Source organism: Massilia aurea (assembly GCF_014200505.1).
Lineage (GTDB): Bacteria > Pseudomonadota > Gammaproteobacteria > Burkholderiales > Burkholderiaceae_D > Telluria > Telluria aurea_B.
Genome location: NZ_JACHBX010000002.1, coordinates 288877 through 304525, shown reverse-complemented (window position 1 = coordinate 304525; position 15649 = coordinate 288877). Strand labels below are relative to the sequence as shown.

General features: G+C 63.1%; 13 protein-coding genes. 10 read left to right on the top strand and 3 right to left on the bottom strand.

Translation table 11 applies throughout. The features are described 5' to 3' along the window. Window positions 1-40 precede the first annotated feature (40 nt). The 4 genes from rpsD (at window position 41) to dsbD (ending at window position 4558) form a co-directional block, all read left to right on the top strand. Complete coding sequence (gene rpsD, locus HD842_RS10705) at window positions 41-664, top strand: 30S ribosomal protein S4 (protein ID WP_183554224.1); 624 nt, start codon at window positions 41-43, stop codon at window positions 662-664. Between the two features lie 302 nt (window positions 665-966). Next, a complete protein-coding gene (locus HD842_RS10700; protein ID WP_159627930.1) occupies window positions 967-1944 on the top strand; it encodes a DNA-directed RNA polymerase subunit alpha in 978 nt (325 codons plus the stop codon). 188 nt (window positions 1945-2132) lie between these two features. Next, entirely contained in the window at window positions 2133-2528 is a 396-nt protein-coding gene (gene rplQ, locus HD842_RS10695) for a 50S ribosomal protein L17 (protein WP_183554222.1), read from the top strand. Window positions 2529-2653: 125 nt separating this feature from the next. After that, window positions 2654-4558 carry a protein-disulfide reductase DsbD gene (dsbD, locus tag HD842_RS10690; RefSeq protein WP_183554220.1) on the top strand — a complete coding sequence of 635 codons (1905 nt, stop codon included), beginning with the start codon at window positions 2654-2656 and terminating at the stop codon, window positions 4556-4558. A gap of 42 nt (window positions 4559-4600) precedes the next feature. On the opposite strand, the gene HD842_RS10685 is transcribed toward dsbD, so the two are convergent. Continuing rightward, a complete protein-coding gene (locus HD842_RS10685) occupies window positions 4601-5134 on the bottom strand; it encodes a Spy/CpxP family protein refolding chaperone (protein ID WP_183554218.1) in 534 nt (177 codons plus the stop codon). Window positions 5135-5330: 196 nt separating this feature from the next. On the opposite strand from HD842_RS10685, the gene HD842_RS10680 reads away from it, so the two are divergent. The 5 genes from HD842_RS10680 (at window position 5331) to HD842_RS10660 (ending at window position 12914) form a co-directional block, all read left to right on the top strand. Beyond that, window positions 5331-6059, top strand: coding sequence for a response regulator (locus tag HD842_RS10680; RefSeq protein ID WP_183554216.1), 729 nt, complete (start codon window positions 5331-5333; stop codon window positions 6057-6059). After that, the gene (locus HD842_RS10675; RefSeq protein WP_183554214.1) at window positions 6056-7411 is read left to right on the top strand and encodes an ATP-binding protein; all 1356 of its coding nucleotides are present in this window, start codon (window positions 6056-6058) and stop codon (window positions 7409-7411) included. The genes HD842_RS10680 and HD842_RS10675 overlap by 4 nt, the downstream gene beginning before the upstream one ends. A 147-nt stretch (window positions 7412-7558) precedes the next feature. Beyond that, window positions 7559-8743 carry an efflux RND transporter periplasmic adaptor subunit gene (locus HD842_RS10670; RefSeq protein WP_183554212.1) on the top strand — a complete coding sequence of 395 codons (1185 nt, stop codon included), beginning with the start codon at window positions 7559-7561 and terminating at the stop codon, window positions 8741-8743. Next, window positions 8740-11847 (top strand): efflux RND transporter permease subunit, encoded by a 3108-nt coding sequence (locus HD842_RS10665; RefSeq protein WP_183554210.1) that lies wholly within the window; start codon window positions 8740-8742, stop codon window positions 11845-11847. The genes HD842_RS10670 and HD842_RS10665 overlap by 4 nt, the downstream gene beginning before the upstream one ends. A 140-nt stretch (window positions 11848-11987) precedes the next feature. Beyond that, window positions 11988-12914, top strand: coding sequence for a hypothetical protein (locus HD842_RS10660; RefSeq protein WP_183554208.1), 927 nt, complete (start codon window positions 11988-11990; stop codon window positions 12912-12914). A 57-nt stretch (window positions 12915-12971) separates the two neighbouring features. On the opposite strand, the gene hemB is transcribed toward HD842_RS10660, so the two are convergent. After that, entirely contained in the window at window positions 12972-13979 is a 1008-nt protein-coding gene (gene hemB / locus HD842_RS10655) for a porphobilinogen synthase (RefSeq protein WP_183554206.1), read from the bottom strand. A gap of 19 nt (window positions 13980-13998) precedes the next feature. Then, complete coding sequence (gene yihA / locus HD842_RS10650; RefSeq protein ID WP_183554204.1) at window positions 13999-14748, bottom strand: ribosome biogenesis GTP-binding protein YihA/YsxC; 750 nt, start codon at window positions 14746-14748, stop codon at window positions 13999-14001. Window positions 14749-14901: 153 nt separating this feature from the next. On the opposite strand from yihA, the gene HD842_RS10645 reads away from it, so the two are divergent. After that, complete coding sequence (locus tag HD842_RS10645) at window positions 14902-15573, top strand: c-type cytochrome (RefSeq protein WP_183554202.1); 672 nt, start codon at window positions 14902-14904, stop codon at window positions 15571-15573. Window positions 15574-15649: the final 76 nt, after the last annotated feature.

Genomic DNA, 15649 nt, shown 5'->3' with positions numbered 1-15649 from the left:
CTGCACTCTGGGGCGTGATCAATTATTAAAGGAATCTAACGTGGCACGTTATATCGGACCAAAAGCAAAACTGTCGCGCCGTGAAGGCACTGACCTGTTCCTCAAGAGCGCACGTCGCTCGCTCGACTCGAAGTGCAAACTGGACATCAAGCCAGGCCAGCACGGTGTCAAGTCGGGTGCCCGCACCTCGGACTACGGCAACCAACTGCGCGAAAAGCAAAAAGTCAAGCGCATGTACGGTATCCTGGAGCGCCAGTTCCGCCGCTACTTCGCAGAAGCGTCGCGTCGCAAGGGTAACACCGGCGAAACGCTGCTGAAGCTGCTGGAAGCGCGTCTGGACAACGTGACGTACCGCATGGGTTTCGGTTCGACCCGCGCTGAAGCACGTCAGCTGGTCAGCCACAAAGCCTTCACCGTCAACGGCCAGGTCGTGAACATCGCTTCGTACCAGGTCAAGACCGGTGACGTCGTCGCTGTGCGCGAAAAAGCCAAGAAGCAAGTACGTATCGCTGAAGCCCTGTCGCTGGCTGAGCAAATCGGTTTCCCAAGCTGGGTGTCGGTCGATGCCAAGAAGCTGGAAGGCACCTTCCGTTCGTTCCCAGAGCGTAACGAAATCGCTGCTGACGTCAACGAAGCGCTGATCGTCGAACTGTACTCGCGTTAATCGACCGCGTCAGAGCCGACTTTGTCGGCTCCCAGCGGTCGTCCCCGCGCAGGCGGGGATCCAAGTTTTGCATTCGAAGTCGCAAACTTGGGTTCCCGCCTACGCGGGAACGACGGAGTGGTTGTGCAAGCGCAGCGATCCCGGATCGGCACTTGCAAAGAACAGCGAATTCTCTGGAATCAAAGTTTCCTCTTCACCGTCGTAACCCAATTCGTTTTACCGCCTGCTCCGGCAGGCGTTTTCCATCAAGCCATCAGCCTTATCGGTGTAACGAGCCGAGGGTATTGAAAAGGACTACGTTCATGCAAAATAGTTTGTTGAAGCCACGTATCATCGACGTCGAAGCACTGGGCGCCGGCCACGCGAAAGTCGTGATGGAGCCGTTCGAGCGTGGCTATGGCCACACCCTCGGCAACGCACTGCGTCGCGTGCTGCTGTCGTCGATGGTTGGCTACGCGCCGACCGAAGTGACGATCGCTGGTGTCGTGCATGAATACTCGTCGCTCGATGGCGTTCAGGAAGACGTCGTCGACCTGCTGCTGAACCTGAAGGGCGTGGTCTTCAAAGTCCACAACCGTGACTCGGTCAACCTGACCCTGAAGAAGGAAGGCGAAGGCGCCGTCCTGGCATCGGACATCGACCTGCCGCACGACGTCGAGCTGGTCAACCCGGATCACGTGATTGCTCACCTGACCGCCGGTGGGAAGCTGGACATGCAGATCAAGGTCGAAAAAGGCCGTGGCTATGTGCCAGGTAACGTCCGTCGTCTGTCGGAAGACACCAACAAGACCATCGGCCGCATCATCCTGGACGCTTCGTTCTCGCCAGTGCGCCGCGTGTCGTACGCTGTTGAATCGGCACGTGTCGAACAGCGTACCGACCTGGACAAGCTGATCATCAACATCGAAACGAACGGCGTCATCACGCCAGAAGAAGCGATCCGCCAGTCGGCCCGCGTTCTGGTCGATCAGCTGAACGTATTCGCTGCTCTGGAAGGCACCGAAGCCGCTGCGGAAGCGCCATCGCGCGCACCGCTGGTCGATCCGATCCTGCTGCGTCCAGTCGACGACCTGGAACTGACCGTCCGTTCGGCCAACTGCCTGAAAGCAGAAAACATCTACTACATCGGCGACCTGATCCAGCGTTCGGAAAACGAACTGCTCAAGACGCCAAACCTGGGCCGCAAGTCGCTCAACGAAATCAAGGAAGTCCTTGCTTCGCGTGGCTTGACCCTGGGCATGAAGCTCGAGAACTGGCCACCTGCCGGTCTGGAGAAGTAAGAATATTCACCCGAAAGTACACACCTACTTTCGGGTGGAACAGCCAAAAAGGACTGGCAGAGCCAGATCCTTTTTGTATGAAAAAGCGTAGTAAAACAACCCTAACTGAACCGGTCCGCGGACGTGCCTTGTAATCAGGGCATGAACGATCGAAGAACTGGCATTGAAAACACCCGAAAGGAATTACCATGCGTCACCGTCACGGCCTTCGTAAGCTGAATCGTACTTCGTCCCACCGTCTGGCAATGCTGCGCAACATGACTGTTTCGCTGCTGCGTCATGAAGCCATCAAGACCACCGTCCCAAAAGCCAAGGAACTGCGTCGCGTCATCGAACCGATCCTGACCCTGGGCAAGACCGACACCCTGGCAAACAAGCGCCTGGCCTTCGCTCGCCTGCGCGACCGCGAAATGGTCCTGAAGCTGTTCGCTGAGCTGGGTCCGCGCTACGCAAACCGCAACGGCGGCTACCTGCGTATCCTGAAGATGGGTTTCCGCGTTGGCGACAATGCACCAATGGCTTACGTTGAACTGCTGGATCGTCCAGAAGTGACTTCGGAAGAAGAAGCACCGACCGCCGAGTAATCGACTGTCGTTGAAAAGACCAGGCTTCGGCCTGGTTTTTTTTCGCCTGTCGATCGAGCCTCTTCTGCGCACCTTTGGCAGCCGGTGTACCATGCCCGTGCCTTATTACAACTGACTCGACCTCCATGCTCCGATTCCCTGCACGGCACTGGCTTGCTGCCTGCCTGACGCTGTTCGCCTTCTTCACGCTGTTCGTTGCCGCACCAGGCCGCGCCGCCGAGGAATTTCTCGATCCCGCCATCGCCTTCAAGTTCGAAGCACGCATGGCCGATCCGCAGACGGCCGAAGTCACGTACACGATCGCTCCGAAGTACTACATGTACCGCGAGCGCTTCGCCTTCAAGTCGAGCAATCCGGCGGTCAAGCTGGGCACGCCGGCCATTCCACCGGGCACCGTGAAGTACGACCAGACGTTCGAGAAGGACGTGGAAACCTACAAGGGAACACTGACGATCCGCATCCCGGTCGAGGGCGATGGCGCGTTCACATTGACGGCCACGGGCCAGGGCTGCGCCGACGCCGGCCTGTGCTATCCGCCGCAGGATCACACGGCCAGCCTGAGCGCAGGGCAGGGCGGCGCCGCCGCACCGGCGCTGCCAATCGGCGCCGCAGCCCCGCAGGGCGGCATGTCGACACCGCTGTCGTCAACGCCCACCGCCGAGAGCGCGCCGACCGCGTTAGCCGCCGCCGCAACTGCCACCCCGCCAGCCGCCGCAGTAGTACCAGCAGCAACCCCGGCAGCAGCCCCGGCAGCAGCACCAGCACAATCCGACCTCTCCAACATCGCCGGCATCCTCGGCGGCGGCAGCCTGCTCGCCATCGTCCCCGCGTTCATACTGCTGGGCCTGGGCCTCGCGTTCACGCCATGCGTGCTGCCGATGGTGCCGATCCTGTCGTCGATCATCGTGGGCGAAGGCAAGAACGTCAGCCGTGCGCGCGGCTTTTTGTTGTCGGTGACGTACTCGCTGGGCATGGCAATCGTCTACACGCTGCTGGGCGTTGGCGCAGGCCTGGCCGGCGAAGGCCTGGCCGCAGCATTGCAGAACCCGTGGGTGCTGGGCACCTTCGCGCTGCTGATCGTGGCGATGTCGCTGTCGATGTTCGGTTTCTATCAGTTACAACTTCCAGGCGCATTGCAGACCAGCCTGAGCAATGTGTCGAACCGCCAGCAGTCCGGCAAGCTGGCCGGCGTGTTTGCAATGGGCGCCATTTCGGCGCTGATCGTCGGTCCCTGCGTGGCGGCACCGCTGGCCGGCGCGCTCGTCTACATCAGCCAGACGCGCGACGTGTTTCTTGGCGGCGCAGCGCTGTTCTCGATGGCGGTGGGCATGAGCATTCCGCTGTTGCTGGTGGGCGTGTCGGCCGGCTCGCTGCTGCCGCGCGTGGGTGCATGGATGGAGTCGGTCAAGCGCCTGTTTGGCGTCCTGATGCTGGCGATGGCGATCTGGCTCGTTTCGCCCGTGATCCCGCCGGTCGCGCAGATGCTGCTGTGGGCCGCGCTGCTGCTGGGTTATGGCTTTTATCTGCTGCGCCACACGCGCCACTGGGCGTCGATGGCCTTTGGCGCCGCGTTCGCGCTGATGGGCGGTATGCAGCTCGTCGGCGTGGCCAGTGGCGGACGCGATGCATTCGCGCCTCTGGCGCACCTGAGCGGCACGCCGCAACACCACGGGCTGGTGTTCACCCGTATCAAAACGGTGGATCAGCTCGACGCCGCACTGGCCGCCAATGCCGGCAAGACCGTCATGCTCGACTTCTATGCGGACTGGTGCGTGTCGTGCAAGGAGATGGAAAAGTTCACCTTCGTCGATCCGAAGGTGCAGGCCAAGCTGGCCAATACCGCGCTGCTGCAGGTTGACGTGACCGCCAACGATGCGGCCGACAAGGCAATGCTCAAGCGCTTTGGCCTGTTCGGGCCACCGGGCATCATCCTGTTTGATGCGCAGGGCAAGGAGATTGCCGATAGCCGCGTGATCGGCTACCAGAATGCAGAGAAGTTTTCGACGTCGCTGGAACGTCTGAAACAATGAATGCCGGCGGCGTGGGTCGCCGGCTTCAGGTGAGGCAAGCGCTTATGCGTTGGCGCGATGGTGTTGCTGATGACGCCCGCCCTTGCGCTGCTGGGCCTGCGCATCAAACGTCTTGCGCTGCTCTGGCGTGAGCACCGCGTAGAAGCTGTTCAGGGCGGTGAGGCGCGATTCCATGTGCGCGGTGCGCGCTTTCTGCATCGCGATCTGCTTTTCCATGCGTTGCGGCGCGCTCAGGCTGGCCCAGGCGGCGCGGTCGCCGCGGCCGGCGCGCTCACCGTGTTTCACGGGCGCGCGGCTGGCCACGAAGGCATCCCAGGCCGGTTTTTGCTGGGCCGTCAGATTCAGCGACGCCTGCAGCTTGGCCTGATGCTCGGCGCGCTTTTGCGCCATCCTGGCGTGACGCTCGCCCGCCTTGGCTTGCCACTCGGCCTTCTTGGCCAGGCGTTGTTCAGCCGTCAATGTCGATGCCTGGCGGCCCTCGGCCGGGGCAGCGCTCTGGGCCTGGGCGCCGACAGTAGCGCCGAACAGGCCGGCAGCGGTGAAAGCGATCACGAGGTGTTTGCGAAGGGTGTTCATGGTAGGTCCTTTGTGTGAGAGTCTGGTGAAGTGCATCCGAAACGCTCGCTGCACAGGACCCATCCTGGGTCAAAACTGTAACCATGGGATTTCCCCTGCCGGGCACTTTGTATCCATATGTTTCGCGCCTGTCGGCATATACACAGCGATACAAATACTTCCGCCGGGGTTGTCATAAATTCGGATAATTGCGGTTATGGATAATCCCTCTACGATTCTGATCGTCGACGACGACCGCGACATCCGCACGCTGCTGGCCGACTACCTCGAGTCCAACAGCTACCGGACGCTCGGCGCCGCCGACGGCACTGCGATGTGGAAGACGCTCGACGAAACGCGTCCCGACCTCATCGTGCTCGACCTGAACATGCCCGGCGACGACGGCCTGACGCTGTGCCGCAAACTGCGCGCCACCTCGAGCCTGCCCGTCATCATGCTCACCGCCCGCAACGAACCCCTTGACCGCATCCTGGGCCTGGAAATGGGCGCCGACGACTACCTGCCGAAACCGTTCGAGCCGCGCGAGCTGCTGGCGCGTATCCGTAGCGTGCTGCGCCGCTCGCACGCGATGCCGTCGAATACGCCATCCGAAAACGTGCAGCAAATGCGCTTCTCGGGCTGGACGCTCGACCTGACCGCGCGCCACCTGCTCAACCCGGACGGCATCGTCATCATGCTCTCGGGCGCCGAGTTCCGCCTGCTGCGCGTGTTCCTCGAACACCCGAACCGCGTGCTCAATCGCGACCAGCTGCTCAACCTCACACAGGGCCGCGACGCCGATCCGTTCGACCGCTCGATCGACATCCAGATCAGCCGCCTGCGCCAGAAGCTCGGCGAAGACGCGCGCATGCCGCAGATTATCAAGACCGTGCGCAACGGCGGCTACGTGCTGGCCGGCCAGGTCACCGTGGAGCCGGCGGCGTGAAAGCCTTCTTCGGGTCGATGACCGGGCGCGTGTTCCTCACGCTGCTGCTGGGCATTCTGACCTCGGCCGCGCTGACGCAACTGGCGGCCGACTACCAGCGCCTGCGCGACTTCGAAAACCAGCGCGATGCGCACGTGCTCGAACGCGCCGAGCAGCTGATCATGGCCACCGAGATCGTCCCGGCGTCGGCCCGCTCGATCTACCTCGATGTCGCCAATCGCCCGGGCCTGCAGCTGCAGGTGGGCGACATGCCGCCGGAAGCGGTGCCCCTGACGCCGTTTGCCGCGTCGTTGGCCAAGCGTCTGGGCAAGGGCTATCTGGTTGCCTCACGCGCAACGCGCCCGACTGCCTGCGGTGTCGTGCAAACGCAGCCGGTGATGTACGGCTTGCTGAGCATGAAGTGGGAGGGCGCCTGCGAGTCGATCGACGTGCGGCTGCGCGATGGCGCCGAGCTGCAACTGTCGGTGTTGCCGCCGCGCCTGGTCGGTGAGGATGTCGACACGAGCATCATCCTCGGGATGTTCCTGGTCAGCATCGCGGTGCTGGCCTACTTCGTGGCACGCATGACCGCGCGCCCGTTCAAGCAGCTTGCGCAAGCCGCGCAAGACCTGGGCCAGGACATCAACCGCCCGCCGCTCGACCTGGTCGGCGCGATCGAGATCCGCCAGGCCAGCGCTGCCTTCAATGCGATGCAGGCGCGTATCCGCCAGTACATCTTCCAGCGCACGCAGATGCTTGCCGCGATCACGCACGACCTGCAAACGCCGCTCACGCGCATGCGCCTGCGGCTCGAGAAGGTGAGCGACACCGACCTGCAGGACCGCCTGATCGGCGACCTGTCGGCGATGCAGGAAATGGTGCGCGAAGGCCTGGTGCTGGCGCGCAGCATGGACACGACCGAGACGATGCAGATGCTCGATCTCGACTCGCTGCTCGAAGCCGTGTGCGCCGATGCGACCGATGCGGGCCAGACCGTGACGCTGGCCGGCAAGGCCTCGATCGCGGTGCTGGGCCGGCCGATCGACATGCGCCGCTGCCTGGTCAACCTGATCGACAACGCGGTCAAGTACGGGCGCGATGCACGCGTCTGCGTCGACCGCACCAATGGCACTGCGCGCATTCGCATCCGCGACAGCGGGCCGGGCATTCCGCGTAGCGAGCTGGTGCGCGTGTTCGATCCGTTCTACCGCGTGGAGACATCGCGCTCGCGCGAATCTGGCGGCACGGGTCTTGGCCTGACGATCGCACGCAATATCACGGAGCAGCACGGCGGCAGCATCAGCCTGGCCAACCATTCGGAAGGCGGATTGGAAGTCACGCTGATGCTGCCCACGTATTACCCGAACAAATAGAAAAAAACCAACAAGCAAAATAAAGCCGTAACGACAGTGTGGGACAATGCGCGCGCGCAATGGCCACATCAACAAGCAGCATCACTAAGCAACATCACCAGGCAGCATCACTGAGAGAGCCGTCGGCACTGGCGGCAAGGGACAAGCATGAACAAGAAGAATGTCGGCGTCATCGCCGTCGTGGCGGCGCTGGTTGTCGCTGGCGGCTGGTACTTCAATCAGGGCCATGAGGCCAAGGCGGAGGGGCCTGGCGCCAAGGGGGCCGGCGGCGGCCAGCCACCGGTGACCGTCAATGTGGTCAAGCCCGAGCGGCGCGATGTCGGCGTCGAGCTGTTTGCCAACGGCACCGTCACGCCGGTGCGCACCGTGAACCTGCATCCGCAGACCGTCACCACCATTCGCAAGGTCCATATCCGTGAAGGCCAGTTCGTCAAGGAAGGCGAATTGATGTTTTCGCTCGATGACCGCGCCGACCAGGCCAATGTCGCGCGCGCCGAGGCGCAGGTGGCGCGCGACCGCGCCACGCTGGCCGACCTGGACCGCCAGTACAAGCGCAGCCAGGAACTGGTGTCGCAGAACTTCCTGGCCCAGAGCGCGCTCGACTCGCTGCTGAGCCAGGTGGAAGCCCAGCGCGCCCTCGTGCAGTCGAACCAGGCCGCGATGCGCGCCACCCAGGTCAGCGCCAGCTATACATCGATCCGCGCGCCGATGTCGGGCCGGGTAGGCGCCATCGATGTCCATCCGGGCGCTCTGGTGCAGATGACGACGTCGCTGACCACCGTCACCCAGCTCGACCCGATCAATGTCTCGTTCACGCTGCCGGAATCGACGCTCGGCGCCTTGCTCGGCGCTCAGAAAGCCGGCAATGTCGACGTCCACGTGACGAGCGGCGCCGACGCGAAACCGGTCGCCGGGCGCCTCAGCTTCATCGACAACGCTGTCGATGCGCAGGCCGGCACCATCCGCGTCAAGGGTGAATTCTCCAACAACAACACCAGCCTGTGGCCGGGCCAGTACGTGACCGCGCGCGTGGTCGTGCAAACGCTCAAGGACGCCCTCGTGATCCCGCAGACGGCGATCATCACGTCGACCAACGGCACCTTCGTCTATGTGCTGGCCGAAGGCAACTCGGCGCGCCAGGTGCCGGTCAAGCGCGTGTATGCGTTTGGCGACCACGCCGCCGTCACGGGTTTGACCGGCGCCGAGCAGGTGATCACCGAAGGCAAGCAGAACCTGCGGCCGGGCGGCAAGGTGCGCCTGGCCCAGGCGGCCAAGCCTGCCACCGAAAAGCCGGCTTCCACCGCGCAACCCAAGCAGGGTGAACAGGCATGAACCTGTCCGAACTGTGTATCCGCCGTCCCGTGATGGTGGTGCTGCTGTCGATCAGCCTGGTGCTGGTGGGCATCCTGTCGTACATGAAGATTCCGGTCGCCGCGCTGCCGAGCTATAACACGCCGGTCATCAACGTTTCGGCCAACCTGCCGGGCGCGAGTCCCGAGACGATGGCCTCGTCGGTCGCGCTGCCGCTCGAGAAACAGTTCTCGACCATTGCCGGCATCAAGCTGATCACGTCGAGCAGCACCCAGGGCGACACCAATATCACGCTGGAATTCGACACCGCCATCGATGTCGACAAGGCCGCAGTCGACGTCCAAGCGGCGCTGCTGGTCGCGCAGCGCCGGCTGCCGCTCGAGATGACGGAACTGCCGGCCTACCGCAAGGTCAATCCGGCCGACGCCCCGATCCTGTTCATGCACCTGACCTCGCCGTCGATGGACTTGTCGGAGCTGAACGATTACGCAGAGAATCTGATCTCGCCAGCGATCTCGACCGTGCAGGGCGTGTCGCAAGTCTCGATCAACGGCGGCAAGCGCTTTGCCGTGCGCGTGCGCGCCAAGTCCGATCTGATGAACGCGCGCAATATCTCGATGGACGAGCTGGCAGCAGCACTGCGCGCGGCCAACTCGAACACGCCGCTGGGTATCCTCGATGGCCCGACCCAGGCGCTGACGATCCAGGGCGGCGGCCAGTTGATGAAGGCGGCCGATTTTGCCAACCTGATCGTCGCCACGCGCGAAGGCATGCCAGTGCGCCTGCGCGACATCGCCGACGTCCAGGACAGCTATCAGTCGGTCAAGGCCATGGGTAGCCTGAACGGCGAACGTTCGATCTCGCTGATGGTGCAGCGCCAGCCCAACGCCAACACGGTCGAGGTGGTTGACGCCGTGCGCGCGCTGATTCCCCGCTTCGAAGGGCAATTGCCGGCCTCGATCAAGATCGAGCTCGTCAACGACCGCTCGCTGTCGATTCGCGAAGCGATCCACGACGTCAACCTGACCCTGCTGGGCACGGTGATGCTGGTGATTCTGGTCATCTTCCTGTTCCTGCACCGCGCGGCGGCCACGTTCATTCCAGCCGTGACGGTGCCGATCTCGCTGCTGGGTGCGCTCTCGCTGCTGTACTGGCTGGGTTATAGCCTCGACAATATTTCGCTGCTGGGCATTACGCTGGCCGTCGGCCTGGTCGTCGACGATGCGATCGTGGTGCTGGAAAACATCGTGCGCCACATGGAGATGGGCAAAAAGCCGATGCACGCGTCGCTCGTCGGCGCGCGCGAAATGGGCTTTACCATCATCTCGATCTCGATTTCGCTGGTGGCCGTGTTCATCCCGATCTTCTTCATGCCGGGCGTGATCGGCCTGCTGTTCCGCGAATTTGCCGTGATCGTTGGCCTGGCCGTGATGGTGTCGGCGATCGTGTCGCTGACCCTCGTGCCGATGCTGTGCTCGCGCCTGCTCAAGGATGGCGGCCACGTGGATCCGAAGGACATGTCGTGGATCGGGCGCCGTTTCGAAGCCATGTTCACCAATGTGCATAACGGCTACGGCCGCACGCTCGACACCGCGCTGCGCCACCGCTTTTTGGTGTTGATGCTGGCGCTGGGCACCTTCGTGCTGACCGCCGTGCTGTACATGACGATGCCAAAGGGCTTCTTCCCCGAAGAAGACATCGGCCAGATCCGCGTGAACGTCGAAGCGTCCGAAGACACGTCGTCGGTCGCGCTGGCCGAATTGCAGGGCAAGGTGGTCGACATCGTCCGCGCCAATCCGTACGTGCAGGACACGACCTCGTTCAGCGGCGGCGGCAATACGGGCCGCATGTTCCTGGTACTGAAACCCCGCGGCGAGCGCCCACCGATGGACCTCGTGATCGACGACCTGCGCAAGGCCACACGCGCCGTGCCGGGTGTGCAGGTATTCATGTCGCCCCAGCAAAACCTGCAGCTGGGCGGCCGCCAGAGCAAGGCGCGCTACCAGTACACGCTGCAAAGCGTCTCGGGCGGCGAAATCGGCGGCTGGGCCGAACGGTTCCTGGAAGGCATGCGGCAGGATGCGCGCTTCCGCGACGTCAACAGCGACTCGCAGAACAAGGCCCTGCAAGCGACCGTGGACATCGACCGCGACAAGGCTGCACTGCTGGGCCTGGAGATGGACGACATCCGCACCGTGATGTACGCGTCGTTCGGCGAGCGCCAGGTTTCGACCATTTACTCGACGGCCGCCAGCTACTACGTGATCCTGGAAGCGGCCGCCAGCGACCGCTACTACGACGAAGCGCTGTCGCGCGTGTCGGTGCGCAGCAAGTCGGGCGACCTGGTCAAGCTGTCGAGCATCGCCACCGTGCGCCGCACGGTCGGTCCGCTGCAAGTGAATCACCAGGGGCAATTGCAGGCGATCACGCTGTCGTTCAACCTGGCGCCGGGCGTGCCGCTGGGCGACGCCACCGCCGCCATCGAACAGATGGGCACGGCGATGAAGTTGCCAGCCTCGGTGATTGCCACCTATGGCGGTGACGCGGCCGTGTTCCAGGACACGCAGTCGAGCCAGCTGATTCTGATCCTGACGGCCATCGGCGTCATCTACGTGCTGCTGGGCGTCTTGTACGAAAGCTATATCCACCCGCTGACCATCCTGGCCGGCCTGCCGTCGGCAGCGGTCGGCGCGCTGCTGACGCTGTGGATCTTCGACAAGGACCTGACGCTGATCGCGATGATCGGCATCCTGATGCTGATCGGTATCGTCAAGAAGAACGCCATCATGATGATCGACTTCGCGCTCGATGCGCAGCGCACGCTGGGCATGAGTCCGCAAGAGGCGATTCGCGAAGCGTGCATCCTGCGCTTCCGGCCGATCCTGATGACGACGCTGGCTGCGCTGATGGGCGCGCTGCCGATCGCACTGGGCATCGGCGCCGGCGCCGAGCTGCGCCAGCCACTGGGCCTGGCGGTGTGCGGCGGCTTGATCTTCTCGCAAGTCATCACGCTGTACATCACGCCGGTCATCTACCTGTACCTGGACCGCTTCAGTGGCACGGGACCGATGACGGACGACCAGCTCGCGAAGGCCGACGATGTTCCGGTTGCCCATCATGCTTAATCTTGGAAACATTTGGTAACAACCATCAACGCCAGCAGCGGTGCAGTCCACTCGCTGGCGTGATGCGTTGGTACTGTAAAACGGTTAGACTGCCCCCTCTGCTGTTTTTTTAGACGTCGCTTCCAGGATACCGATCTACCTTGCGTGACCATCCCCACTCCTACAATCAGGACAGCGAAGTTTGCTCCCACTGCGGGCAGCCACTGGTACGCCCGGGGCCGCATTACGAGCGCGAGGGCTCCAAGCGCGGCGGCCTGATCGGCACAATCGTGCTGCACTTGCTGCTGCTCGCGATCTTCATCTTCAAGCCGCCCGAAAAAGAACAAAAGACTGCGCGTCCGGCGTCCGACCGCGAAACCGACGTCTTCTTTGTCCAGCCGCTGCAGCAGCCGACCAAGGCGCAGCGTGAGCAAAAGCCCAAGCCGGCGCCGAAGCCAACGCCCCGGCAAGAAACGCCGCGGCCAACGCCGCCGGAGCGCGTCATCGTCAAGCGCCTGCCCGATACGATCACGATTCCCGACGAAAAGCCGGTCGAGCGCAGGCCGCCACCACCACAGCCGCCGCAGCCAAAGACCGAAGTCCCGCCCGACATGGACATGGCCGCCTACGTCAAAGCGCAGCGCGAGCGCCGCGGCGCGCCGACCGGCAGCGAAGTGGAAACCCCGGAAAGCGACGCCGTGCGCGGCAACCGCAACGCGCTGGCCAACATCGCCGCAATCAACGGCCGCGGCCGCGATGACAGCAACGAGTCGGGCGGCATCTTCTCGGTGTCGAACAAGACGTTCAACTCGATGGACCTGAAGTTCCGCGGCTGGAACCCGAGCTTCAAGCGGCGCTGGCTGACGGCGGTCACGGTGGAGCAGGGCAGCGCACGCGACATCGAAACAGCCGTCATCAAGAAAATGATCGAGCTGATCCGCAAGGAAAAGACCGGCGACTTCGAGTGGGATTCGCACCGCCTGGGTCGCGTGGTCAAGCTCAGCGCGCGGCCTGCAGACGAAGCACGCCTGACCGAGTTCTTGTACAAAGAAATGTTCCCGGAGTACCGCCCGCCACCGGGAGGGTAATGGGACCGACGTAAAAAAACCGTGCCTTGGCACGGTTTTTTGTTGGTATGGAGACGATCAACCCGCTTTCAACTTGCGGGCAATATCCAGCGCGAAGTACGTCAGCACCCCATCGGCGCCGGCGCGCTTGAACGCCATCATCGATTCCATCATGACCTTGTCATGGTCCAGCCAGCCATTGAGCGCGGCTGCCTTGAGCATCGCGTACTCGCCGCTGACCTGGTAGGCAAACGTCGGCACCCTGAACTCATCCTTTACGCGGCGCACGATGTCCAGGTACGGCATGCCTGGTTTCACCATCACCATGTCGGCGCCTTCGGCCAGGTCCAGCGCCACTTCGCGCAGCGCTTCGTCGCTGTTGGCCGGGTCCATCTGGTAGGTGTTCTTGTCGGCCTTGCCGAGATTGGCCGACGAGCCGACCGCATCGCGAAACGGTCCGTAGAACGCCGACGCATACTTGGCCGAATACGCCATGATGCGCGTGTGGATATGGCCCTGCGCCTCGAACGCGGTGCGAATTGCGCCGATGCGCCCGTCCATCATGTCCGACGGTGCGACGATGTCCACGCCGGCGTCGGCGTGGGTGAGTGCTTGCTTGACCAGCATCTCGATCGTCTTTTCATTGACGATATAGCCGTTCTCGTCCGGCAGGCCGTCCTGGCCGTGGGTCGTGTACGGGTCGAGCGCGATGTCGGTGATGATGCCCAGCTCGGGGAAGTTGCGCTTGAGCTCGCGGACCACGCGCGGCACCAGCCCGTCCGGGTTCGTTGCTTCGACGCCGTCATAGGTTTTCACCGACTGGTCGACCAGCGGGAACAGGGCCAGCGCGGGAATTCCGAGCGCGACGCATTCTTCGGCTACCTTCAGCAGCAGGTCGAGCGAGACGCGGGCCACGCCCGGCATCGAGCCGACTTCCTGGCGCACGTTCTGGCCTTCCAGAACGAACACGGGATAGATCAGGTCGGATGCGGTAATCGTGTTCTCGCGCATCATGGCGCGGGAGAACGGATCGCGGCGCATGCGCCGCGGCCGGGCCGCCGGATAGGCGGAAGTGATGATGCTCATCGAATGGCTCCTTGCAGGATCAGGCGGAGGTTTGATCGTCGTCCGCCGACGGCGCGCCAGATTCGTCGTGCTCTTCTTCTTCGTCACCCTCGTACTCGCCAGCAACGCCGTCCAGCCCGGCCAGCGCCAGGATCTTGGCGTCGGCTTCTTCGATGCCGATGCGCTTGAGTGCCGAGAACAGCTGCACCGTGAACGGGAAGCCCACGCCATCTTCATCGACGTAGCTTTCGAGCACGCCGCGCGCTTCGCGCAGGGCATTGGTCGACTCGTTGCGGTTGAGCTTATCGGCCTTGGTCAGGATGCAGTGGATCGGCTTGCCGGTAGGGGCGAACCATTCAAGCATCTGGACGTCCAGGTCGGTGAACGGCCGGCGCGAATCCATGATCAGGATGAGCGCAGCGAGCTGGTCGCGGCGCTGGACATAATCGCCCAGCAGCTTTTGCCAGTGCAGCTTGGCCGTGCCCGACACTTCGGCGTAACCGTAGCCCGGCAAGTCGACCAGCAGCGCTTCAATTTCATCGACCCGGACCGCGTCCTTGCGGTGCTGGCCCACGTGGGCGCCGCCGATCGAGAAATAGTTGATGTGCTGCGTGCGACCTGGCGTCTTCGACGCGAACGCCAGACCCTTCTGGTTCGTGAGGATATTGATGGCTGTGGATTTGCCGGCGTTGGAGCGCCCGGCGAAGGCGATTTCCGGCACATTGGTGTCGGGAAGGTCGCGCAACTGATTCACGGTCGTAAAGAACCGGGCTTGCCATAATCTGGACATTGGGGGAGAAGGTATAAGAGGACTACGAAATGGCGTTGGAGAAACAAAGCTATTGTACAATAAGGGGTTGATTGCTGCCTGCCAGCCCTATGGCCCAAGCAATCAAGGGCGCTGCACTGAACCTTCAATTATTGACTTTTTCAAGGTGCTAGTATGAACCGCTTGTCGTCCCCCCTGCTCAAAACACTGTTGGTCACACTAACTGTTTTCGGGGGACTCCCGGCGGCAACAGCAGCGGCGCCCGCTGCAGCGCCTGCCGTCAAGGCCGATCCGGCCCGGGGCGGCGCGCTGTACGATGCGGGCGACCCGGCGCGCGGCCTGCCAGCCTGCGTGTCATGTCATGGCGCGGCGGGCAATTCGTCCATCGTTGCCAATCCCAAGCTGTCGGGCCAGTTCGCCAGCTACACGCACAAGCAACTGGTCGATTTCACGACCCCGAACCGCCAGCAGCCGATCATGACGACCTACGCCAAGATGCTCACCGACGCCGAGAAGAAAGACATCGCGGCGTGGCTGGCGGCGCAGGCGCACAAGCCGGGCGCGGCCAAGAACAAGGACACCGTTGAACTGGGCCGCAAGATCTATCGCGGCGGTATCGCCGAGCGTGGCGTGGCGGCCTGTGCCAGCTGTCATGGCGCCAACGCCAGCGGCATCCCCGCCCAATATCCGCGCCTTGCAGGCCAGCACCAGGATTACACGACCGCCCAGCTCGAAGCATTCAAGAGTGGCACCCGCGCCAACAGCCCGCAAATGACCACGCTCTCGCAGCGCATGTCGACGGCTGAAATGCGCGCGGTGGCCGACTATATCGCCGGCTTGCGCTAAGAGACTCCACGATCTCGCATAAGCAACATTGAACGCAGGAAGGGCGGCAGCAACGGGCTGACCCCCTTCCTGCAAG

Bases quoted from the DNA above. Each gene is read 5' to 3' on its own strand.
- HD842_RS10700 (WP_159627930.1), top strand. From the start codon at position 967: ATGCAAAATAGTTTGTTGAAGCCACGTATCATCGACGTCGAAGCACTG.
- rplQ (WP_183554222.1), top strand. From the start codon at position 2,133: ATGCGTCACCGTCACGGCCTTCGTAAGCTGAATCGTACTTCGTCCCAC.
- dsbD (WP_183554220.1), top strand. From the start codon at position 2,654: ATGCTCCGATTCCCTGCACGGCACTGGCTTGCTGCCTGCCTGACGCTG.
- HD842_RS10685 (WP_183554218.1), bottom strand. From the start codon at position 5,134: ATGAACACCCTTCGCAAACACCTCGTGATCGCTTTCACCGCTGCCGGC.
- HD842_RS10680 (WP_183554216.1), top strand. From the start codon at position 5,331: ATGGATAATCCCTCTACGATTCTGATCGTCGACGACGACCGCGACATC.
- HD842_RS10670 (WP_183554212.1), top strand. From the start codon at position 7,559: ATGAACAAGAAGAATGTCGGCGTCATCGCCGTCGTGGCGGCGCTGGTT.
- HD842_RS10665 (WP_183554210.1), top strand. From the start codon at position 8,740: ATGAACCTGTCCGAACTGTGTATCCGCCGTCCCGTGATGGTGGTGCTG.
- hemB (WP_183554206.1), bottom strand. From the start codon at position 13,979: ATGAGCATCATCACTTCCGCCTATCCGGCGGCCCGGCCGCGGCGCATG.
- yihA (WP_183554204.1), bottom strand. From the start codon at position 14,748: ATGTCCAGATTATGGCAAGCCCGGTTCTTTACGACCGTGAATCAGTTG.
- HD842_RS10645 (WP_183554202.1), top strand. From the start codon at position 14,902: ATGAACCGCTTGTCGTCCCCCCTGCTCAAAACACTGTTGGTCACACTA.